The sequence below is a fragment of the Streptomyces sp. NPDC006743 genome (genome assembly GCF_040703815.1).
Lineage (GTDB): Bacteria > Actinomycetota > Actinomycetes > Streptomycetales > Streptomycetaceae > Streptomyces.
In genome coordinates this window covers 85,734-106,084 of sequence record NZ_JBEYJA010000008.1, presented here as the reverse complement: position 1 = coordinate 106,084, position 20,351 = coordinate 85,734, and the positions used below count along the sequence as shown (strand labels likewise).

The window sequence follows — 20,351 nt, the reverse complement described above, 5'->3', positions numbered from 1 at the left end:
CGGCCTGCGGGGCGGGCTCAGCGCAGGCCCAGGCAGGGCAGCCAGGTGCGCGGGGCCGCCGCCGTGGCCGTCAGGAGCGCGCTCAGTACGCCGGGCAGGCCGTTCAGCAGGTCCGTGGTCCACTCCGCGGCCGGCTGCGCGGGGAGCCTGCCGGTCAGGTGGCCGACGAGGCGTCGCGCGAGCGCGGCGGCGGCCGGCAGCCGGGCGTGGCGGTGCAGGGCGTCGGCGACGCACAGGACGCCCGCGGCGCCGTGGCACAGTCCGAGGCGGTCGGCGGGGGTGTCACCGAAGAGGTGGAAGCTCTCGTCGTAGTGCTCGGCGAAGCTGCGGAAAGCGGTGGCGGCCCAGTCGGCGGTCGCCGTGTCACCGAGGGCGTCGCCCGCGTCCCACAGCGCCCAGGCGATCCCGGGGGCGCCGTAGCACCATGCCTGGCGCGGCTGCGCCGCCGCGGGCGGCGGCGCGTCGAGTCCCGCGCCGGGCCAGGTCCGGATGCCGCGGTCGTCGTCGTAGGCCTGGCGGACGAGCCAGCCGGTGGCGTGGGTGAGCGCCGTGGTCAGCGCCGGGTCCGGTCCGAGGCGGCGCAGGGCGGCGGTGAGCGCGGTGACGACACCGGCGACGCCGTGGCCCATGCCGGTGTTGATGCGCCCCTGCACCCAGGAAAGGTACGGGTGCCGCGCGTACTGGCCGGTGCGCAGCCGGGGCAGTTCCGGTTCGTCGCACAGGAGGGCCAGGTGGGTGGCGAGGGGGCGCAGTGCCTCGGGGCCGGGAGTGCCCGTGCACAGGGCGAGCAGGGTGCCGGCGGGTCCGGAGATCAGGTCGTAGTCGGGGAAGGCGACGGCGTGCGTGCGGTACTTCGGCAGGCGCCGGCTCAGGGGGGCGGCGAGGCGGTCGCCGACGGGCCGGAGCACCGGGTGGAGGCGTTCGCCCAGGCGCAGGCCGACGAGCGTCCCGGCGAGGCCGCCGTCGTGCAGGGCCGGGTGGGCCGGGCCGCGTCCGGCGGCGCGGGCCCAGACGGCCACGGCGGCACGGGCGGTGTCGCGGTCCGCGACCAGGTGTGCCAGTACGGGGATTCCGGGGTCGCCGGGGTGCCGGGCCGGGCGGGGTGCCGCGGTCCATTCCTTGAGGTACCGGGCGGCAAGGGCGTGGACCTCGTCCCGGGCGGTGGCCGGTGCGGCGGTTTCGGGCGCCATCGGGCTCCTCGGATCGGCCGGGGCGGAGCCGCCCGCCGGGACGGGCGGCTCCTGTGGGGGGTGGTCAGGCGCAGATCACGACCGTGGCACAGACGATGATCGTGCACAGGCCGCTGCACCCGGCGGTGCTGGCGGACGCCGACGGCAGGTCGCTGTCGCTGATCCGCTCGTCGAGGTCGCTGATGAGGGCGTCGAGTTCGGTGAGTTCGGTGTTGGGCATGGGACTTCCCCTTTCTCTCATCGGGTGATGGCCGCCCCGGCGGACCGCCTGACGGGCGGGCCGGGGACGTCTTGCCGCTCGCCGCGGACCAGTGCGTCGGCGGCGGCCTCGGCGAGCCGGGCGGCGCCGCGGTCGTGCGGCAGGCGCAGCAGCACCTGCGCGGCGACGGCCGCTTCGCCGTGCACCGGGTCGCGCAGCAGCAGCTCTCGCGGGCCCGGGAGCATCTCCTCCACGAGCAGGGTGGTGCCCGCCTGCTGGGCGCACAGCCGCTCGACGAGGTGGAGGGCCGTCAGCGAGGCGAGGTCCACGGGCACCGGTTTGCCGCCGGGGGCGGTGCGGACGAACGCGTGGCGGGGCAGTCCCGCGGCGCGGCGCAGCAGCGCGAGGGTGCGGACCTTGCCGAGCGTGCCGTCGCCGGGCTGCCACAGGCGGGAGCGGTCGACGCGCCAGGTGGCCGGGGCGAGGACGAGGTCGCCGCCCGCGGTCAGCCGCGGCAGTACGGGCCGGTCGGGCAGGGCCGCGTCGAGGGCGTCGAGACGGAGCAGGTAGGAGGCGGCGGGGTGGCTCGCGGCGAGCAGGAGGCGCACGAGGGTGTCGTAGGGCGGCGCGGGTGACCGGGTGGCGTGGTAGACGGGGACGATGCGCCGGCCGTCGGCCTCGGCGATGATGCGCCGGCCGCTGCGGCGCAGGCTGATGCGGTCCAGCGGGAGGTAGCGGGCGTGCCGGGTGTCCGGTCCGTAGTACGGGGTGGGGTCCGGGTCACCGGTCCACCACCGGGTGGTGACGGGCCGGCGCACGGCGTTCGCGGAGCGCTCGTTCAGCGGCGGTACGAGCAGGTCGACGAACCTGACCCCGGTGCGGCGTTCGACGCCGGCGAGGAAGTCGCGGTAGGCGTCGCTGTTGCCGTAGCCGCCGTACAGCGTGCGCAGCCCGTCGGCGAACCGGGCGTCGAGGACGCCCGCGGCCGAGGCCGTCTCCAGGACGGCGACCGGTCCTCGCCCCTCGGAGGGGCCGAGGGGACGCAGCAGGCAGTCGACGGGCCAGCAGGGCAGGGCGGCTTCGGGCGGGGGCGCGCCCAGGTCGTCCAGCAGGTCGTCGTCCACGTCGACCTGCGCGGCGCCGGCGCGGGCGGCGGTGTCCAGGTGGCGCAGCAGGCGGGCGTAGGCGCCGGTGCTGTCGCGGGCCGGCGCCCATCCGGTGGGCGGGCGGGGCGGGGGCTGCGGGGATTCGGCGGGCAGCCGGTCGGCGAGGAACTCGCTGACGGGGCGGGGGTGTTCGGTGAGGCCGGCCGGCTCGGTGCGCTGGGCGGGCAGGTCCGGGGGGCTGTCGGCGGCGCGCAGGGCGGCGATGCGGGCCGCGGTCCGCAGGCCGCGCAGCACCCGGGCGGCGGCCCGGCCCGGGACACGGGCGGGGGCGGCCGGGCGGCGGTAGGAGTCGAGGAACCAGTGGCCGCTGTCCTCGGCCCCGGGCGCCCTGGGAAGGGCGCGGTCGGGGGTGACGGCGCCGGGCGGGATCCAGTCGACGCGGTGCTGCCGGGGCGCCCGGCAGATCTGCAGGACGCCGAGGGCGAGCAGGTGCTGGAGGAAGCCGCGCAGCACGTCGGCGGAGGCCAGGGGCGGCCCGCCGGGCGGTGCCGCCGCGTGCGCCAGCGCCGCTTCGAGTTCGCCGAGCGGGCGGGGTCCGTCGGCGAGGAGGGCGAGGACGCCTTCGAGGGCGCGGGTGCGGCGCAGCACGATCTGCCGCAGCCGCCCGGGTTCGCGGGGGTCGACGACGTAACAGCGCACCTGGCCGGGGGTGTTGCCGGAGGTGGAGCTGGGGGGTTCGGTGAAGTGCAGGGGTGCCGGGGCCAGCAGGAGGCCGGGGTCGGCGGTGCGCAGGTCGGGCGGTGTCGCGCGGGTGCGGACCAGGTGCACGTTCTCCACGGCGACGGCGGCGAGCGCGCCGAGGCCGGCGCCGGGTTCCAGGAGCAGGGGGCTGCCGTCGTCCGCGGGGGCGACGGGGAGCGCGGCGATCTGGCCGGCCCAGCCGCGCGGTGTGGTCTTCGCCGCGGCCCGGCCCACGGCCCGCCACAGGTAGGCGGTGCGCTTGCGCAGTTGCCTGCCGGACCAGGACTGTCCCTCGGCGAGCCGCCTGCGGACGTCGTCGGCGAGTCCGGGCGCGGCGCTGTCGAGGAAGGCCCGCAGGAACGGGTTCGCGCAGGCGGTCCGCCAGGCCTGTGCGGCCAGGCGTTCCTGTTCGGCCGTGATCGCGTGCTCCAGTTCCGCCAGGGTCTGCTCGGCCTCCTCGTACCGGCGCAGCAGCTGCTGGATCCCGGCGGCGAGGCCGGCGGGGACGGCGGGCGACCGCAGTACGGCGGCGTGGTCGGCCGGGCGCGGCGGGAGGCCGGAGTGCAGTCGTCGCCGCAGGGCGAGCACGGCGCCGCGGTCGGCGGCCGTGAGCGCGGGGTGCGGTACGACCTCGTCGCCCAGCCGGTCGGCCAGCAGGCGGCCCTGTTCGGCGAGCCGCCCGGTGGCGTCGGCGTGCCGCACCACGCTGTCGAACAGGCGGGGTGCGCCGGCCGCCGTCCAGGCGTCGCAGGGCAGCCCCGCGATGCGCAGCAGCGCGGTGTTGCCGAGCGCCTGCCCGGCCGTGCCGGTCGTCCCGGGCGGGTCCGCGGGGGGCTGGCCCATGCTCAGTACGCCTCCTCGTGGCCGCCGGCGGCGAGCGCCTCCGTGAGCAGGCACTGCCGTGCCGTGGAGAGCCGGCCGCGGTTCCAGTGGAAGATCACGTGGTGTGCGGCGGCCCGGCGCGGGCCGACCGAGGCGTCGCCGGACGCGAAGTAGTGGGTGCGCCAGCGCTCGGCGGCCCGCCGCACGTCCTCCGTGTGCGGGCCGAGCACGTCCTGCCAGTCCTTCGGCAGCGCCGCGAGACGGGCGCCGGGCTCCTGCTCCCAGTAGGCGCGGATGCCGTCGGCGGCGCGCCGGCGGGCCGGGTCGCGCAGTCCGCCGGGCAGCCGGCGGCCGGTCTCGTCCCGCACGGCCTGCCAGACGCCGCGGTGTTCCCAGCCCACCACGCCGAGGCCGTCGAAGACCGCGCCCAGCAGCGGCAGGGACACCCGCCAGTCGGCGGGGGCCGGCGCGCCGGCGACGGCGGTGTGGACGTCCAGCCAGGCCAGGGAGTCCGCGGTGAACAGCGCGTGCACGTGGGGCATGGAGCGGGGACCGCCGAAGAGGTACGTCTCCGGCTCGTACACGTCGGCGACCGGCCGCGCCCAGGATCCGTCGGCCGCGGGTGCGAGCCGGCGGACCAGGGTGGCGCGCAGCTGCGGGGCGCGGGCCGGCTGTGCCGCGTGGAAGCGGATGCGCAGTCCCGGCGGCTTGTGCATGAAGAAGAAGCCGCGGGCCGCCCCGGTGCCGAGCACCTCCCGGGCCGTCCCGGCGAGGCGGGCGTACAGGCGGGGCCATCCGGCCGGCTCGACGCGGACGTTGAGCTGGACCCATCCGGCGTCGGGCGCGTGCTCGCGCAGCGCGTGCAGCCCCGCCGCCAGGAAGGTCCGGCGAGCGGCCGCGTAACCGGCACCGTCGGCGTCCACCGGGACCGCGCCCATCGGCTGGGTGCGTGCGTCGTCCAGGCAGTCGGCCAGTAAACGCTCGACCTGCACCATGCGGCCTCACCTCGCAAGCGGCGGAAATCCACCGTGGTGATGTCCGTGCCGCGGCGACGACAAAGCCTGAAAAGACTTCTTCATATCATCAACAGAAGTGCGCGAGCGTACGTCGGACCCCACGCGTGACAGCGGGATGCGCCCCGGCCCACCGGCGCCGCCGGGTACGCCCTCCCGGCACCGCCGCCCCGGTGCACCGGGCGGTGCGGTGGCAGGCGGTGCGATGGCACGGCGGCACGAGCGCCGGGTGTGCGCGGGGCCTCCGCCCCCGGCCCACGGGTGGCCGGGGCGCACAGGGCCGCGTGCCGGCGTCCGGGAAATGTGGGCGGCGACGTCACGGCGGTGCCGCCCTCGGCCACCAGGGCCGGTGCCGCCCCGCCCGAAAGACGGGTCACGGCGGCACCGGGTCCGCGGGTCCCGCCGACGCGGGAACCTTCCGACGTTCCGTCACACGGCGCCGGGTATGCGTTCCCTGACCAGCGTGTACAGCGCCACGGACACCGCCATCACCCCGGCCGCGGTGAACACACCCGGCGCCCAGCTCCCGGTGGCGTCGCGCAGGACCCCGCTGATCACCGGACTGGCCACCGCACCGGCCTCCGCGACCAGGTTGAAGAGCCCGAACAGCGCGCCGCGGTCCTCCGCGTCCGCCAGGTCGCCCAGGAGGCTGTGCACGATGGGCTGGAGCGCGTTGAAGAACAGGCCGGAGAAGAACAGGATCAGACCGAGCAGCAGCAGGGAGGGCCTGCCGTCCAGCAGGCTGAGCCCGAAGGCCGTCGCCAGCACCGTGTGGACGGCCGCGCAGGCGACGGCGAGCGGCTTGCGGCCCTTGCCCGCACGCACCCGGCGGTCGGCGATCCAGCCGCCGACCGGGAAGCCGACGATGCCGGCGCCGGCGTTGAAGGCGGCGGTCAGGGCCGCCGCGCCCAGGCTGCTGTGCGCGCTCTCCTTGACGATCTGGACCGACCAGAAGGAGAAGAACCAAAGGTTCCACATCACCGCGACGAACGCGACGCAGACCAGCCACACATCGCGGTTGAGCAGCGCCGCCGAGCGCCCCTCGCGCACGATGCCGCGCACGACGAACGCGAGCATCCCCGCGAACAGCACGCCGGAGCCCACCGCCGTCAGCCAGTCGGGCCAGCCGAAGGCGTCGGCACACAGGAAGAGCGCCACGATCACCGCGGCCGTGGGCACCGAGTAGCCGATCAGCCGCAGCGTGGGGGGTCCGAGCCGCAGCGGACGGTCCCCGCGCCCCCGGAAGAAGACCCAGGTGGCGGCGGCGATCAGCAGCGAGACGACACCGAACACGTACAGCGGCATGCTCCAGGCGCGGCCGCCCAGGCCGAGCGATCCGCCCCAGTCGATCAGGTGCGGGGTGGCGAGGACGCCGACGGTCAGTCCGATCGACAGCCCGGACAGGACGATGCCGAGGCCGGCCGTGCGCCGGGCCAGCGGGGTGTGGGCGATCACGAGCACCCGGTCGTTGGAGTAGAAGACCCCCTCCCCCAGGCCGGTGAGGACCCGGGCCACGACGAAGGCGACGAGTCCGCCCGCGAGTCCGGACACCAGGGTCATCAGTCCGGCCCACAGCAGGGACACCACCAGCATCTCGCGGTGGCCGTAGCGGTCGCCGAGCCGGCCGCCCGCGTACTGGGTGAGCATGTAGCCGGTGAAGAACATCGAGCCGATCAGGCCGCCGAGGGTGGCGGGATGCGCCGCGTCCCCGATGAACCCGGCCTTGTTGTCGATCATCCAGGAGACGACCGGTCCTGTGACCGTGCGGTCGGCGTAGCTGATCAGCCAGCCGGCGAGCAGGAAGGCCCACAGACGGGTGTGCCGCCCGGAGAAGACCGGGCGCAGGTCGCCGGCCCCCGGGACGGCGCCGGTCCCGGATCCGGGTCCGGCGACCTCGGGGGCTGCGGCTGCTTCCTTCATACGTCCCCCTCGACGTGAAGGCTCCCGGCGGGGCCGGGTGCTGTGCGGATGACCTGGGGAAAGCCCACTAGAAAGCGCTTGCTAACATGGCAGCGTGTTTCGGCCAAGTCAACCGTTGACTTTCCGCCGGACAAGCCGTAGGAGCGAGGGCCTCTGCGGGGTGACGACAGGACAGGGTGACGGGGCCACGGGGCGCGCGCAAGGGGTGCGGCTCACGGCTGACGAGGCCTTCATCGCCGTGCGTACCGAAACCGGGGCGCGTTTCGAGGAGTGATCGCCGGCGGGCCGCGGTGGGCGGGACGGCAGGTCCCCGGGGTCCGGCCGCCCGCACTGCGGACCAGGCGGTTCAACTCCCGCCGTCGAGAAGGAGAGCGGTGTCAGACCCCGCCGATACGGTCGTGCCCATGAGAGCCACAGGAACGTTCACGGCCAAAGGGTTCGTCCCGGCCGAGCTGAAGCCGGACCCGGCTGTGTCCACCGGGCTTCCGGTGGGTGCCGCGACGATGGAAAAGCACTTCGACGGCAAGGTGGCCGGCCGCTCGGCGACCCTTTTCGACGCTGCCGGAACGCATCGGATCCGGTTCGACCACGGGTGGGGACCGGGCCGATGACAGACGACAAGCGGGAAGCAGGGGCTGTCGGCCTGCGCATGTACGAGGCATTCAATGGCCGGGACCTGGCCGCCCTGGACACGGTCCTCGCACCGGACTTCGTGAGTCATCCGCTGGGAACGACCGGCATCGGGGCCGTCGCAGATGCCTGGTCCAGGATGTTCGCAGCCCATCCCGGCATTCGGGTCACCGTCGAGGACATGCTGGTGGACCACGGCCGGGTCGCCGTCCGTTCCGTGCTGCGCGGGCTTTCGGCCTCCGTGCCGGACGGCGCGGAGTCTGCACCCACCATGATGGAGATCTTCCGAGTTCAGCACGGCCTGATCGCCGAGCTGTGGGGACTGTCCGGTCTCGGCCGGCCGGCCAGGCCGCCTTTTCAGTCGCAGGCAATCCGCGGGATTCGTCGTCACGGCAGGGCCTGACCCGGTAGATCGTCACCCACGAGGGGCACGCAACTGAGCGACGGGGAGGGGGTGTTCCTCGGTCCGTGCCTGCCGATCGGCAGGTACGGACCGGCCCCCGAGCGGTTGCGGCCGCAGTGGCGAAGACGTGATCCGGCGGTTCAGGACTGGCGGCCAGTGGCGGGAGACACCGCAGCAGTTCGGCGCCTGGCCGCTGTCCATGACCGCTCGCGGCAGCGGCGTGCCGCGGGCGTCTTCGAGGCCCTGCCGGAGCGCCTGATCTCGGCAGCAGGACGGCACGGCATGGTGGACCTGTCCCCGCTCATCACGCCCTAGTAGGCTCCACTCCTCCGGCGAAGGCCGCATCACACTCTCATCCGGAGGCTCGTGTGACACGCACCCACCGCTCGTTCGTCCGCCGCGTCCTGGCCGCCGTCGCGCTCGGCGCCGCCGTCACCCTCGTCGCCGCGTCCCCCGGGTCCGCGGCGGCGCGGCCGGCGGCTCCACCCGTGCCGTTGCGGGTGGCCACGTACAACATCCACGCAGGGGCGGGCGAGGACAATGTCTTCGACCTCGGCCGGACCGCGCGGGCCATCGGTGACCTGCACGCGGACGTGGTCGGCCTCCAGGAGGTCGACGTGCGCTGGGGTGCCCGCAGCGAGTTCCGCGACGAGGCCCGGGACCTGGCCCGGATGCTGCACATGCGGGTGTTCTTCGCGCCGGTCTACGACCTGCCCGCCGAGCCGCCCCGCACGCAGCGGCGCCGGTTCGGTGTCGCGGTGCTGAGCCGCTACCCCGTGGTGAGCGCCGAGAACCACGAGATCACGCGGCTGTCCACCCAGTCACCCGACCCGGTGCCCGAGCCCGCGCCGGGCTTCGCGGAGGTGACGGTACGGGCCCGGGGCGCCCTCGTGCACGTGTACACGACCCACCTGGACTACCGCGCCGATCCGTCCGTGCGCCGCGCCCAGGTCGACGACATGCTGGCCGTGCTGGCGGCGGACGCCGGCCCGAAGGTCCTCGTCGGGGACTTCAACGCCGAACCCGGCGCGCCTGAACTGGCGAGACTGTGGGGGCCGCTGGCCGATGCCGCCCCGCACGGCGGCATGACCTATCCGGCGGCCGCACCGGACCGGCGCATCGACGTCGTGGCGGTCTCGCCGCGGATCGCGGTCGCCGGGGTGCGTGAGGCCGTGACCACGGCCTCGGACCACCGCCCCGTCGTCGCCGATCTCCTCGTCCCCCGGCCGCGTTCCTGACCCCGGCGCCCCCTCGCCGCTCAGGAGGGGGAGCTGGATTCGAGGTGGGCGAAGACGACCACGTTGGACTCGTAGTCCTTGCTGGTGCGGTTGAACGTGCCGCCGCAGGTGATCAGCCGCAGTTCGGGCGTCGGCGTGTCGGCGTACACCTCGTCGTCGGGGAAGTCCGCCTTGCTGAAGGTGTCCACCGCGTCGATCTGGAACCGGGCGACGATGCCGTCCTCGCGGGTGATCTCCACGTGTTCGCCGGCCTTGAGCGCGTCGAGGCCGACGAAGACCGCCGGACCGGTCGTGGTGTCGACGTGGCCGACCACGACGGACGTTCCGCGCTCGCCGGGCGAGGCTCCGCCCTGGAACCATCCGACGAGATTGGTGTCGTCGGCCGGCGGCGGGGTCAGGTGCCCGGTGGAGTCCAGGGACAGCTTGGTGAACGGCGCGTCCACGGAGATCGCCGGGATGGAGATCCGGGTGGGGGCCGACCGGGGCAGCGCTCCGTCGTCGGGCTCGGTGGACGGCGTGGCCTGGGGGGTCCCGGCCGCCCGGGTGGCCACCGTGGTCGGGCGGTCCGGCTGCCGGGGGCTGGTCACCGGCGCGGTGCCCAGCGATTGGTGAATGAGCACCAGTCCGAACCCGACCGCCGCCGCCGGCCACAGCAGGCGCAGCCGGCCGCGACGAGGTGCGGTCCCGGTCCCGGACTGTTCCGTCTGAGGCGGACGCTGGAAAGCCATGGACGGTGCCTTTCGTCAAGAAGGTGGTGCGGGCCCCGCGTGGCGGGGTGGGGCGCCGCCGCCGCGGCCCGCGCGTTCCTCCAGGAGGAGGGACGCAGGCCGCGACAGCGCACCGACGGTGAACAGGCTCGGTTCAGGCCACCGGAGTGCCCGACGCCTTGCGGCGCCGCAGCATGTAGGCACCGGCACCGACGCCGCCGAGCACGAGAGCGGCTCCCAGGCCCATGGTGTTCGAGGACTGGGCCAGACCGCCGCCACCGGCGTGGACACCACCGTGCGGCTTGTCACCGCGGTCACCACCACGGTCGCCACCGCGGTCACCGCCACGGTCCCCACCGCGGTCGCCGCCACGGTCGCCGCCGCGGTCGTCGTTGCCCTTCGACGAACGGTCGTTGTCGTTGCCGTTGTCGTCGGAGTCGTCACCGGTGGTGCGCAGCGCCAGCGCACCGCCACCGGCGTGGACGCCACCGTGCGGCTTGTCACCGCGGTCACCACCACGGTCGCCACCGCGGTCGCCACCGCGGTCGCCGCCACGGTCCCCGCCGCGGTCGCCGCCACGGTCCCCGCCGCGGTCGCCGCCACGGTCGCCGCCGCGGTCGTCGTTGCCCTTCGACGAACGGTCGTTGTCGTTGCCGTTGTCGTCGGAGTCGTCACCGGTGGTGCGCAGCGCCAGCGCACCGCCACCGGCGTGGACCCCACCGTGCGGCTTGTCACCGCGGTCACCACCACGGTCACCGCCACGGTCCCCACCGCGGTCACCGCCACGGTCCCCACCGCGGTCGCCGCCACGGTCGCCGCCGCGGTCGTCGTTGCCCTTCGACGAACGGTCGTTGTCGTTGCCGTTGTCGTCGGAGTCGTCACCGTGGACGACGGTGGCCGCCTGCGCGGGCGCCTGGGCGGTCACGCCCAGGGCGCCGGCGGCGGGAGCGGAGAACGCGACGGCGGAGGCGATCGCCGCCGAGACGAACAGAGTACGGGAGATACGCATGGTGATCCTTCCGTCGCGACTGCGAGAACGGGCACGATGCCCGCTCTTCGGGATCGCAGGTGCGACGTGATCACTGTCAGCGGGATGCGCGGCGCGCACCATCGGAGCGCCGCATTCGGACTACTGACGCCCCCTCGGCGCGTCCACGCGGGGGAACCGCGGGCGTGTCCGCGCCGAGGTGAGACCGGGTCACCTGACGATCCCTACGGGATCACTCCGGCGGCCCCGTGCCGCGACGGTGACCGGGTCACGGTTTGCGGGCGAGGCCGCCGTGCTCCCCGATCGGCTCCGGGGCCGGGTCCGAGGGGTCCGGCCGCCACCGGTTCACCGGCACGACCCCGGGTTCCACGAGGTCCAGGCCGTCGAAGAACGCCGTGATCTGGTCGACCGTCCGCAGGACGTAGGGGGCGGCGCCGCTCTCGTTGTAGGCGTCCTGGGCCTGCTCGAAGACCGGGTCGGTACCCCGGGAGCCGTCGTTGACGGAGAGGTAGCTGCCGGAGGGGAGTGCGTCCATCAGCCGGGTGACGAGGGAGCGCGCCTGGTCGTGGTCGGGGACGTGGCCCAGGATGTTGCTGAGGATGAGGGCGGTGGGCCGGGAGAGGTCGAGGGTGGCGGCGGCGGCCGTGAGGATCCGGTCCGTGTCCAGCACGTCGGAGTCGATGTAGGCGGTCGCCCCCTCCGGCGTGGAATACAGCAGGGCACGGGCGTGGGCCAGGATCATCGGGTCGTTGTCGACGTAGACGATCCGGGCCTCGGGAGCGAGCCGCTGCGCGACCTCGTGCGTGTTGTCGGCCGTCGGCAGGCCCGTCCCGACGTCGAGGAACTGCCGGATGCCCGCCTCGGCGACCAGGTGGGTGATGTTGCGGCGCAGGAAGGCGCGGCTGCTGCGCGCGATGGTGACGATGCCGGGGAAGACGGCGGTGTAGGCGTCGCCGGCCTCCTCGTCGACGGGGTAGTTGTCCTTGCCGCCCAGCCAGTAGTTCCAGATCCGGGCCGAGTGCGGCACCGAGGTGTCGATCTTCGGGTGCGCCGCCGGCCCGGGAGTGTTCGCGGGGTGGGTCATGGATACCGTCCGTCCGTGTGCGGTGGAGAGGTCGAGCAGTCGAGCGTGAAGCGTCCGCAGCACAAGATACGTGCCAACCGGCTTACGGCGCACACCAGTTCACCGGCGCGTCGGAGCAGCGCCGACGGGCGCCCCACCGGCGCCCGGCCTGGCACCCCACCAGGCCCCCGGAGGCACCACCGGGCAGGCCGGCGGACCCCGCGGGCGCGCCGGCGGGCCGGGGCGGCGGCGGACGAGGGGGCGGGGGTGGCAGCCGACGCCGCGGGGGGGGCGCGGCCGGGGGTGCCGGAATCCCCCGGGCGGACCGGCCCCGTACCCTGCTCGCGTGTCACCCTCTCGTCTGCGGCGCGTCGCCGTCCTCGTGCTCGACGGCGCGAAACCCCTCGACGTCGGTATCCCGGCGCAGGTGTTCACCACGCGCGCGAGCATGCCGTACGAGGTACGTGTGTGCGGCGCCGTCCCCGGGCTGGTCACCGGCGGTGACGGTCTGTCGTACCACGTCGCGCACGGCCTGGAGGCCCTGGTGTGGGCCGACGTCGTGTTCATCCCCGGCTACCGCTTCCCGGACCGCGACGACCCGCCCGCGGCGGTCGTCGACGCACTGGTCGCCGCCCACCGGCACGGCACGCGGCTGGCCGCCATCTCCACCGGTGCCTTCGCACTCGCCGCGACGGGCCTGCTCGACGGCAGACGGGCCACGACGCACTGGCACTACACGCGGGCGCTCGCGGCGAGACACCCGCTCGTCCGGGTGGACGAGAACGTGCTGTTCGTCGACGAGGGCAGTGTGCTGACGTCGGCCGGTGCCGCCTCCGGCATCGACCTGTGCCTGCACATGCTCCGCGGCGATCTCGGGGTGGCCGCCTCCAACCACGCGGCGCGGCGGCTGGTCGCGGCGCCCTACCGCAGCGGTGGCCAGGCGCAGTACGTGCCGCGCAGCGTGCCCGAGCCGCTGGGTGAGCGGTTCGCCGCCACCCGCGAGTGGGCGCTGCACCGGCTGGGCGAACCCCTCTCCCTGGAAGTGCTCGCCCGGCACGCGGCGGTGTCGCCGCGCACGTTCTCGCGGCGGTTCGCCGAGGACACGGGGTACACACCGATGCAGTGGGTCATGCGTGCCCGCATCGACGTGGCCCGTGAGCTGCTGGAGCGTTCGGAACTGAGTGTCGAGCAGATCGCCGCCGACGTCGGCCTGGGCACCGGCGCGAACCTGCGGCTGCACTTCCAGCGCGTCCTCGGCACCACCCCGAGCGAGTACCGGCGCACCTTCGCCCGGGGCGAGTAGCGCCGGCGTCTGGCACGATCCTTGCGAACCGTGGCGCTCACGCCGCTGTCCGGGCCGGCCGCCCCTGGCGAAGCTGGTGGCGAACGGAAGGGATGCCACTCATGACGCGTATCGCCATCAACGGATTCGGCCGCATCGGACGCAACGTGCTGCGCGCGCTGCTGGAGCGCGACAGCGCCCTGGAGGTCGTCGCCGTCAACGACCTCACGGAGCCCGCCACGCTGGCGCGCCTGCTCGCCTACGACACGACGGCCGGCCGGCTCGGCCGCCCGGTGACCGTGGACGGTGACACCCTCGTCGTCGACGGGCGCCGCATCAGGGTGCTGGCCGAGCGGGAGCCGGCCCGGCTGCCGTGGGCGGAGCTGGGCGTCGACGTCGCGTTGGAGGCGACCGGCCGGTTCACCTCGGCCGGGGCGGCCCGTGCCCACGTCGACGCCGGTGCGCGCAAGGTCCTCGTCAGCGCGCCGTCGGAGGGCGCCGACGTCACGCTGGCGTACGGGGTGAACACCGGCGCGTACGACCCGGAGCTGCACACGGTCGTCTCGAACGCCTCCTGCACGACCAACGCGCTCGCGCCGCTGGCCTCGGTGCTCGACGAACTCGCCGGTGTCGAGCACGGGTTCATGACGACGGTGCACGCCTACACCCAGGAGCAGAACCTGCAGGACGGGCCGCACCGCGACGCCCGCCGGGCCCGCGCCGCCGCCGTCAACATCGTGCCGACCACGACCGGCGCCGCCAAGGCGATCGGGCTGGTGCTGCCGGGTCTGGACGGGAAGCTGTCGGGCGACTCGATCCGGGTGCCGGTGCCGGTGGGCTCGATCGTGGAACTCAACACCACCGTCGCCCGCGAGGTGACCCGTGAGGACGTGCTGGCGGCGTACCGGGCCGCCGCGCAGGGGCCGCTCGCCGGGATCCTGGAGTACTCGGAGGATCCGCTCGTGTCGTCCGACATCACGGGCAACCCGGCCTCCTCGGTCTTCGACTCGGCGCTGACCCGGGTCGACGGCCGGCACGTCAAGGTGGTCGCCTGGTACGACAACGAGTGGGGCTTCTCGAACCGTGTGATCGACACGCTGGAACTGCTGGGCGGCCGCTGACGGCGCCGGACGCCCGCCGGGCCGGCCCGGCGGTGCGCGGCGGACGGCCCGGCCTCACGGCTCGCGGCGAACGGCCCCGCGGCTCACGGCGGACGGCGGACGGCCCCGGCCTCGCCGCTCACGGCCCGGTCCCCGCGGTGCGCGGGACCGGGCCGCAGGCGCCCCCGCCCGCCCCCGCCCGCCGCGGGGCGGCGGGGGCAGGGGACCGCCGGGCTCAGAGGTTGATCATGTGGCCCGCGATGCCTTCGACGGCCTCCTTCATGGCCTCCGACAGCGTCGGGTGGGCGAAGATGTTGCGGGCGACCTCGTCGGCGGTGAGGTCCCACATCTGGGCGAGCGTCAGCGCGGGCAGCAGTTCGGTCACTTCGGGACCGATCATGTGGGCGCCCACGATCTCGTTGTGCCGGGCGTCCGCCACGATCTTGACGAAACCGACGCCCTCTCCCATGCCGCGGGCCTTGCCGTTGGCGGAGAAGGGGAACTGCGCCACCTTGACGTCGTAGCCCAGCTCGCGGGCCTGCGCCTCGGAGTAGCCGAACGACGCGATCTGCGGCTGGCAGAAGGTCGCCCGCGGGATCATCGCGAAGTCGATCTCCTGCGTCTCGGCACCGGCGATGGTCTCGGCGGCCACGACGCCCATGGCCTCGGCGGTGTGGGCCAGCATGAGCTTGCCGGTCACGTCGCCGATCGCGTAGACGCCCTCGACGTTGGTGCGGCCGCGGGCGTCGACCGCGATGGCGCCGCGCTCGGTGAGCTGGACGCCGGCCGCCTCGAGGCCGTAGCCCTCGACCCGGGGCGCGAAGCCGAACGCGGCGAGCATCCGGTCGGCCTCCAGGACGCGCGCCTCGCCGCCGCCGGCGGGGCTGACGGTGACCCGGACGCCCGAACCGGTGTCCTCGACCGAGTCCACCTTGGTGGAGAGCAGCACGTCGACGCCCAGCTTGCGGTAGTGCCGCAGCAGTTCCTTGGAGACGTCGGCGTCCTCGGTGGGCACCATGCGGTCGAGGAACTCGACGATGGTCACCTCGACACCGAAGTTCCGCAGCACGTAGGCGAACTCGACACCGATCGCGCCGGAGCCGCCGATGATGACGGAACGCGGCAGATCCTCGTCCAGGATCTGCTCCTCGTAGGTGACGACGTTGGCACTGCGGCTCATGCCGGGCAGCATCCGGACCTGCGCACCGGTGGCGATGATCAGGTTGTCGCAGCTGTACGACGCCATGGTGCCGTCGGCGCCCCTGACGTCCACCGACTTCGGGCCGGTGAGGGTGCCCCAGCCGTCGATCTCGGTGATCTTGTTCTTCTTCATCAGGTAGTGCACGCCCTTGGCGCTGGCCTCCGCCACGGAGCGGCTGCGCCGGTGGGTGACACCGAAGTCCATGGTGGCGTCACCGCTGATGCCGAAGGTCTTCTTCTCCTGGGTGAGGATGTGGGCGATCTCGGCGTTCCTGAGCAGGGCCTTGGAGGGGATGCACCCCACGTTCAGGCAGACACCGCCCCAGTACTTCTCTTCGACCACCGCGACCGACTTGCCGAGCTGGGCCGCGCGGATGGCGGCGACGTATCCGCCGGGGCCTGCGCCGAGGACGAGGACATCAAAGTGCGTCATGCCGTCAGCGTAGTACCCCGCCCGGGCCGCACGATCTTACGCCCGTCCCCGACGGGTCACACCGTTCCCAGGTCGGAGGAGACCCAGCGTTGCGGCCGCATGCGGACGACGACCTGCTCCCCGTGGTTCTTCCAGGCGAAATCGACGTAGGTATCGACCTTGGCGGCCGGCAGGTACCTGGCCGCCATCTCCCTGAGCTGCTCGACCGTGGCGGGCGAGGTGCCGGTGACCGGGCCCTCCACCGACACGTACCGGACGGTGGGCTCCACCCGCTCGATCATGAGCGAGAACCGGCCGGCCGCGCGGATCAGCCTGTTCTTGCGGGAGTCGAGCCCGGTCATGATCCACACCAGGCCGCCCGGCTCGTACTGATACCAGATCGGGACGGTCAGCGGGCCCCTGCCCGCCTCTCCCTCGACCGCGAGCGCGGCCACGTGCGGCTCGGCGAGGAAGCTCTCTCGTTCTTCCCGGGTCAGCGCCATCTCGGTGTCCTCCGTGAGTCGTGGGGGTTCGTCGGACGTCCCCGTCATCCTTCCCCGTCCCGCGCGGACTTCGGCATTCCGCCGGTGTCTTCCCAGGCCGTGGCCCCGCCCTCGGCCGCCTGCGCGTCACCGGCGGGGGTGCCGAACCCCGGCGGCCGGGGCACGGCCGGCGCGGCGCGGCGCCGCGGGACGGCCGCGGTCGCGTCGCCGGCCGCGGCGAGCGGCGCGAGGAGAACGGGCAGGCCGAGCTCCAGGTGCCCGTCCCCCGGGAGGGGGCGGCCCGCTCCCGGAGCGACACGGCAATACGGCAGCCGTTCCACCAAAATGGGCAATTGCGATGCCATCGGCTGTTTCCAAGACAAGACCCGCCCCCGCTCCTGGATTTGCTGTTTCTTTACATGACCGTATGGTTTTGGCGCACCGCCGGACGGTGATGATCGCAGCAGTGTGTGACGGGCCGGAAACGACGATCTCGGAGGCCGCAGGGTGACGTCGGGAAGCATGGACCAGGTCACGGGAGATCTGGCGCGGGCCGACGGCACGAATCGGGCCTTCGACCCCGTGGCGGTCCTCACACCTCTGCTGCGGGAGCGGAATCAGGCCGGTCACGCCTGGCACATGACCCGTGATCAGCTGTGGTGCCGGGTGTCGCCGGCCGGCGGGGACCTCCCCGGCCAGGGCTGGAAACTCCATGTCTCGGCCACTCCGGTGGCCGCCGCTGAAATTCTGGAAAAAGTCGCACCGATCCTTCTCGGGCATGGCCTGGATTTCAAAGTCGCGGCTTCCGCGGACCGCGTTCGGGAATTGGTTTCCCGGCAATACGACCGGGCTTCCGCGGGGAAATTCATCACGGTCTATCCACGGGACACGGAGCACCTTCGGGCCATAGCGGCTGAATTGCACGACGTGACGGCCGGGCTGCCGGGACCGCGGATCCTGTCGGACCGGCCCTTCCGTCCGGGCAGCCTGGTGCACTACCGGTACGGAGGGTTCCGGCCGGTCCTGGTCCTCGGTGACAACGGTGTCTACCGGCCCACCCTCCTGGATGCCGAAGGCAGGCGGGTGCCCGACGTGCGCGAGCCGTGGTACACACCGCCGGCCGGGGTGCCCGACCCCTTCGAGGCGCCCCCCGCCGCCGAGCGGCCCGCCTGCGCCGCACAGGAGGACCGGCCGGTCCGGCCCGTCGTCATCGGCGACCGCTTCGTCGTGCACGCCGCCCTGCGGCTCAGCACCAAGGGCGGTGTCTTCCGGGCGACGGACCGGCACACGGGCCGCCGTGTCGTCGTCAAGCAGGGCAGGGCGCACATCGACGCCACCGCGCTGGGCACCGACGTACGTGATCTGCTGCGCAACGAAGGGGAGATGCTCGACCGGCTCGCACCGCTCGGCCTGACCCCCGAGAAGGTCTCCTTCCTCACCGAGGACGGCCATGTCTTCCTGGTGCAGGAGCAGTTGGACGGCGTCCCGCTCCGGCTCTGGAACCTGCGGGCCCGCGCGCGCGGCGGGGCACCGGCGCAGCGGACGGTGCTGGACGTGGCCCGGCGGCTGACGGACCTGCTCTCCCGCGTGCACGCGAGCGGTGTGGTGCTGCGCGATCTGACTCCTGACAACGTTTTCGTGGCTCCCGACGGCGGGCTCCGTCTCATCGACCTCGAACTGGCCGCGCACGCCGGCGTCCCGGCCCCCGGCGGCGGCACGGCGGGCTACGGCGCCCCGGAACAGCTGGACCCGGGCCCCGGCCGCCGTGCCCTGCCCGACCCGTCGGCCGACCTCTACTCGCTGGGCGCCGTGCTCTTCCTCGTCGTGACGGGCACGGAGCCGCTGCTCGCGCCCGACCGGCCGGCCCGACGGCCCGCGTGGCGGCGGCTGGAGGGCAGGCTCGCCGCTCTGGCACCGCACAGCCCCCTCGTACGCCGTCTCGCGCCGCTCGTCCTCGGCCTGCTGCACGACGACCCGCGGCGCCGCTGGCCCCTGGAACGCGTGCGGTCCTTCCTCGCCGACGGCCGGACCCCCGGCGCCCCCCGGCCCCTGCGCGCCCCGCACGGGCCGGCCGCCGCGCCCGGCGCGGACGCGGAGCGCCTGCTCCGCGACGGCCTGCGCCACCTCCTGGACACCCTGCGTCCGGACGACCCCGAACGGCTGTGGCCCGCCGAAGGGTTCGCGGCCACCACCGACCCCTGCAACGTCTACTACGGCTCGGCCGGGCTGCTCGGGGTGCTGACCCGGGCCGCGCGGACCCACCCGCGGGACGGGCGGCTGCGCGAGACGGTGGGCGCCGTGGCCGCGTGGACGCTGGAGCGTGCCGCGCGCGAGCCCCGGCTGCTGCCCGGACTGCACTTCGGGCGGTCCGGTACCGCGTGGGCGCTGCTGGACGCGGGACTGCTGCTCGCGGACGACGCCGTCGTGGCCGCCGCCCGCGGCATGGCACTGCGTGTTCCGGTCACCGGGCCGGTCCCGGACGTCGTCCACGGAACCGCCGGCGCCGGACTGGCGCAGGCGCACTTCCTCGCGCGCACCGGGGACGAGCGCTTCCGGGAGCGGACGGCGCGCTGCGCCGAGGGGATCCTCGCCGCCGCCGCGGACGGCCGGGCGGGTCCGCGCTGGACGGTGCTCTCCGAGGACGGCCCGGCGGCCCGGCCGGTGGTCCACCACGGGTTCGCGCACGGTGCGGCGGGCATCGGCACGTTCCTCCTCGAAGCGTTCCGGGCCGTCGGCGACCCCCGGTACCTGGCCACCGCCGTACGGGCGGGTGACGCCTTGGCCGAGGCCGCGGTCGAGGACCGGGGCGCGCTGCGCTGGACCGCGGGACCGGACGACACGGTGGCCCTGACCAACTGGTGCAGCGGTGCCTCCGGCGTGGGCACCTTCCTGCTGCGGCTGTGGCAGGTCACCGGCGATCCCCGTCACCTGCGGGCGGCGCTCGGCGCGGCCGAGGCCGTGCACGCCGACCGCTGGATGCTGCCGCCCGCCGCCTGCCACGGCGTCTCGGGCAACGCGGAACTGCTGCTCGACCTCGCGGACGCCACGGGCGAGAGCCGCCACCGCCGGCGCGCGCACCAGGCCGTGGAGGCGGTCCTGAGCCGCACGGCACTGCGTGACGGGCTGCTGCTGCCCGCCGACGACACCCTGCGCGAGGTGAGCACCGGCCATCACACGGGTCTGGGCGGCGTCGTCGGCTTCCTGCTGCGCCTCCTGCGCGGCGGCCCGCGCGCCTGGCTGCCCGACACCCTCGCGGCGGCCCCTTCGACCGCGGTACGCGCACCAGGGCGCGCACCGTGTGACGTCCCGCTCCCGACCGGGGAGTCCGGGACCCTCACGAAAGGAGATCGGACATGACCGACAACCTCGACGAGCTGCAGCGCATGCCCCAGGAGACCGCCGCCGAGGAGGACACCCCGTGCATCCCCCGGGCCGCGGCCCAGGTCCCCACCTTCACGACGGTGTGCTGAGCGTCCTCTCCGGGCGCCGCTGACCGGGCGGCCCGTACCGGCCGTGGCCGGTACGGGCCGCCGTCACACGCAGGGGCGAGAGAGGGAGATCGGCCGGACCGGGAGCCGGGCGCCGCGCTCCGACACTCCTCGGGCCACCCTCGCCGAAGCACCGGGCGAGGAAGCGGGCCGCGTCGCCGGCCGCGAACCGGGGCGGCCAGGGCTTCCTCGGCATCCGGGAAGGAGCGCTGAAAGCCGAAAGGGCGCTCCTGCTCTCGGCCCTGCGTTGTTCACCGGCGGGCCTTGACGACCAGGCCCTTTCCCCGCCGTCGGCCTTTTTCCGCCGGCAGCCGAGTCACCCTCGGGTCGGAGTCACGCTCGGGGCGGGGTCGCACGCCGGCGGCGG

17 protein-coding genes are annotated in these 20,351 nt (G+C 74.4%); 7 read left to right on the top strand and 10 right to left on the bottom strand.

The window, feature by feature from the left end:
- Nucleotides 1–17: 17 nt before the first annotated feature.
- From ABZ719_RS09730 to ABZ719_RS09710, 5 genes are all read right to left on the bottom strand, one after another.
- Nucleotides 18–1,190 (bottom strand): lanthionine synthetase LanC family protein, encoded by a 1,173-nt coding sequence (locus ABZ719_RS09730; protein WP_366724675.1) that lies wholly within the window; start codon nucleotides 1,188–1,190, stop codon nucleotides 18–20.
- Between the two features lie 64 nt (nucleotides 1,191–1,254).
- Nucleotides 1,255–1,410 carry a hypothetical protein gene (locus ABZ719_RS09725; RefSeq protein WP_158771544.1) on the bottom strand — a complete coding sequence of 52 codons (156 nt, stop codon included), beginning with the start codon at nucleotides 1,408–1,410 and terminating at the stop codon, nucleotides 1,255–1,257.
- A 17-nt stretch (nucleotides 1,411–1,427) separates the two neighbouring features.
- Nucleotides 1,428–4,079, bottom strand: coding sequence for a lantibiotic dehydratase (locus tag ABZ719_RS09720; protein ID WP_366724674.1), 2,652 nt, complete (start codon nucleotides 4,077–4,079; stop codon nucleotides 1,428–1,430).
- Nucleotides 4,080–4,081: 2 nt separating this feature from the next.
- Nucleotides 4,082–5,053, bottom strand: a complete 972-nt coding sequence (locus tag ABZ719_RS09715; RefSeq protein WP_366724673.1) for a thiopeptide-type bacteriocin biosynthesis protein — start codon at nucleotides 5,051–5,053, stop codon at nucleotides 4,082–4,084.
- A gap of 447 nt (nucleotides 5,054–5,500) precedes the next feature.
- Nucleotides 5,501–6,991, bottom strand: a complete 1,491-nt coding sequence (locus ABZ719_RS09710; RefSeq protein WP_366724672.1) for an MFS transporter — start codon at nucleotides 6,989–6,991, stop codon at nucleotides 5,501–5,503.
- Nucleotides 6,992–7,365: 374 nt separating this feature from the next.
- Here ABZ719_RS09710 and ABZ719_RS09705 point away from each other — a divergent pair, with 374 nt between their 5' ends.
- The 4 genes from ABZ719_RS09705 (at nucleotide 7,366) to ABZ719_RS09690 (ending at nucleotide 9,262) form a co-directional block, all read left to right on the top strand.
- Nucleotides 7,366–7,602 (top strand): hypothetical protein, encoded by a 237-nt coding sequence (locus tag ABZ719_RS09705; RefSeq protein ID WP_366724671.1) that lies wholly within the window; start codon nucleotides 7,366–7,368, stop codon nucleotides 7,600–7,602.
- The gene (locus ABZ719_RS09700) at nucleotides 7,599–8,024 is read left to right on the top strand and encodes a nuclear transport factor 2 family protein (protein ID WP_366724670.1); all 426 of its coding nucleotides are present in this window, start codon (nucleotides 7,599–7,601) and stop codon (nucleotides 8,022–8,024) included. The genes ABZ719_RS09705 and ABZ719_RS09700 overlap by 4 nt, the downstream gene beginning before the upstream one ends.
- Before the next feature lie 156 nt (nucleotides 8,025–8,180).
- Nucleotides 8,181–8,339 carry a hypothetical protein gene (locus tag ABZ719_RS09695; protein WP_366724669.1) on the top strand — a complete coding sequence of 53 codons (159 nt, stop codon included), beginning with the start codon at nucleotides 8,181–8,183 and terminating at the stop codon, nucleotides 8,337–8,339.
- Nucleotides 8,340–8,392: 53 nt separating this feature from the next.
- Nucleotides 8,393–9,262 (top strand): endonuclease/exonuclease/phosphatase family protein, encoded by an 870-nt coding sequence (locus ABZ719_RS09690; protein ID WP_366724668.1) that lies wholly within the window; start codon nucleotides 8,393–8,395, stop codon nucleotides 9,260–9,262.
- Nucleotides 9,263–9,282: 20 nt separating this feature from the next.
- On the opposite strand, the gene ABZ719_RS09685 is transcribed toward ABZ719_RS09690, so the two are convergent.
- From ABZ719_RS09685 to ABZ719_RS09675, 3 genes are all read right to left on the bottom strand, one after another.
- Nucleotides 9,283–9,990 (bottom strand): class F sortase, encoded by a 708-nt coding sequence (locus tag ABZ719_RS09685; RefSeq protein WP_366724667.1) that lies wholly within the window; start codon nucleotides 9,988–9,990, stop codon nucleotides 9,283–9,285.
- Nucleotides 9,991–10,123: 133 nt separating this feature from the next.
- Entirely contained in the window at nucleotides 10,124–10,978 is an 855-nt protein-coding gene (locus tag ABZ719_RS09680; RefSeq protein WP_366724666.1) for a hypothetical protein, read from the bottom strand.
- 247 nt (nucleotides 10,979–11,225) lie between these two features.
- A complete protein-coding gene (locus ABZ719_RS09675) occupies nucleotides 11,226–12,041 on the bottom strand; it encodes an SAM-dependent methyltransferase (RefSeq protein ID WP_366724665.1) in 816 nt (271 codons plus the stop codon).
- 325 nt (nucleotides 12,042–12,366) lie between these two features.
- Between ABZ719_RS09675 and ABZ719_RS09670 the strand changes: the two genes are divergently transcribed.
- Together ABZ719_RS09670 and gap are read left to right on the top strand one after the other, a co-directional pair.
- Nucleotides 12,367–13,323: a helix-turn-helix domain-containing protein gene (locus tag ABZ719_RS09670; RefSeq protein ID WP_366724664.1), complete on the top strand. Its 957-nt coding sequence runs from the start codon at nucleotides 12,367–12,369 to the stop codon at nucleotides 13,321–13,323.
- 101 nt (nucleotides 13,324–13,424) lie between these two features.
- Nucleotides 13,425–14,423 carry a type I glyceraldehyde-3-phosphate dehydrogenase gene (gene gap / locus ABZ719_RS09665; protein WP_366724663.1) on the top strand — a complete coding sequence of 333 codons (999 nt, stop codon included), beginning with the start codon at nucleotides 13,425–13,427 and terminating at the stop codon, nucleotides 14,421–14,423.
- A 214-nt stretch (nucleotides 14,424–14,637) separates the two neighbouring features.
- On the opposite strand, the gene lpdA is transcribed toward gap, so the two are convergent.
- Together lpdA and ABZ719_RS09655 are read right to left on the bottom strand one after the other, a co-directional pair.
- Entirely contained in the window at nucleotides 14,638–16,035 is a 1,398-nt protein-coding gene (gene lpdA, locus ABZ719_RS09660) for a dihydrolipoyl dehydrogenase (RefSeq protein ID WP_366724662.1), read from the bottom strand.
- Between the two features lie 56 nt (nucleotides 16,036–16,091).
- The gene (locus tag ABZ719_RS09655; RefSeq protein WP_366724778.1) at nucleotides 16,092–16,517 is read right to left on the bottom strand and encodes a pyridoxamine 5'-phosphate oxidase family protein; all 426 of its coding nucleotides are present in this window, start codon (nucleotides 16,515–16,517) and stop codon (nucleotides 16,092–16,094) included.
- Between the two features lie 501 nt (nucleotides 16,518–17,018).
- Between ABZ719_RS09655 and lanL the strand changes: the two genes are divergently transcribed.
- A complete protein-coding gene (lanL, locus tag ABZ719_RS09650) occupies nucleotides 17,019–19,853 on the top strand; it encodes a class IV lanthionine synthetase LanL (RefSeq protein ID WP_366724661.1) in 2,835 nt (944 codons plus the stop codon).
- Nucleotides 19,854–20,351: the final 498 nt, after the last annotated feature.

Bases quoted from the DNA above. Each gene is read 5' to 3' on its own strand.
- ABZ719_RS09730 (WP_366724675.1), bottom strand. From the start codon at position 1,190: ATGGCGCCCGAAACCGCCGCACCGGCCACCGCCCGGGACGAGGTCCAC.
- ABZ719_RS09725 (WP_158771544.1), bottom strand. From the start codon at position 1,410: ATGCCCAACACCGAACTCACCGAACTCGACGCCCTCATCAGCGACCTC.
- ABZ719_RS09720 (WP_366724674.1), bottom strand. From the start codon at position 4,079: ATGGGCCAGCCCCCCGCGGACCCGCCCGGGACGACCGGCACGGCCGGG.
- ABZ719_RS09715 (WP_366724673.1), bottom strand. From the start codon at position 5,053: ATGGTGCAGGTCGAGCGTTTACTGGCCGACTGCCTGGACGACGCACGC.
- ABZ719_RS09710 (WP_366724672.1), bottom strand. From the start codon at position 6,991: ATGAAGGAAGCAGCCGCAGCCCCCGAGGTCGCCGGACCCGGATCCGGG.
- ABZ719_RS09700 (WP_366724670.1), top strand. From the start codon at position 7,599: ATGACAGACGACAAGCGGGAAGCAGGGGCTGTCGGCCTGCGCATGTAC.
- ABZ719_RS09685 (WP_366724667.1), bottom strand. From the start codon at position 9,990: ATGGCTTTCCAGCGTCCGCCTCAGACGGAACAGTCCGGGACCGGGACC.
- ABZ719_RS09680 (WP_366724666.1), bottom strand. From the start codon at position 10,978: ATGCGTATCTCCCGTACTCTGTTCGTCTCGGCGGCGATCGCCTCCGCC.
- ABZ719_RS09675 (WP_366724665.1), bottom strand. From the start codon at position 12,041: ATGACCCACCCCGCGAACACTCCCGGGCCGGCGGCGCACCCGAAGATC.
- gap (WP_366724663.1), top strand. From the start codon at position 13,425: ATGACGCGTATCGCCATCAACGGATTCGGCCGCATCGGACGCAACGTG.
- lpdA (WP_366724662.1), bottom strand. From the start codon at position 16,035: ATGACGCACTTTGATGTCCTCGTCCTCGGCGCAGGCCCCGGCGGATAC.
- ABZ719_RS09655 (WP_366724778.1), bottom strand. From the start codon at position 16,517: ATGGCGCTGACCCGGGAAGAACGAGAGAGCTTCCTCGCCGAGCCGCAC.
- lanL (WP_366724661.1), top strand. From the start codon at position 17,019: ATGGACCAGGTCACGGGAGATCTGGCGCGGGCCGACGGCACGAATCGG.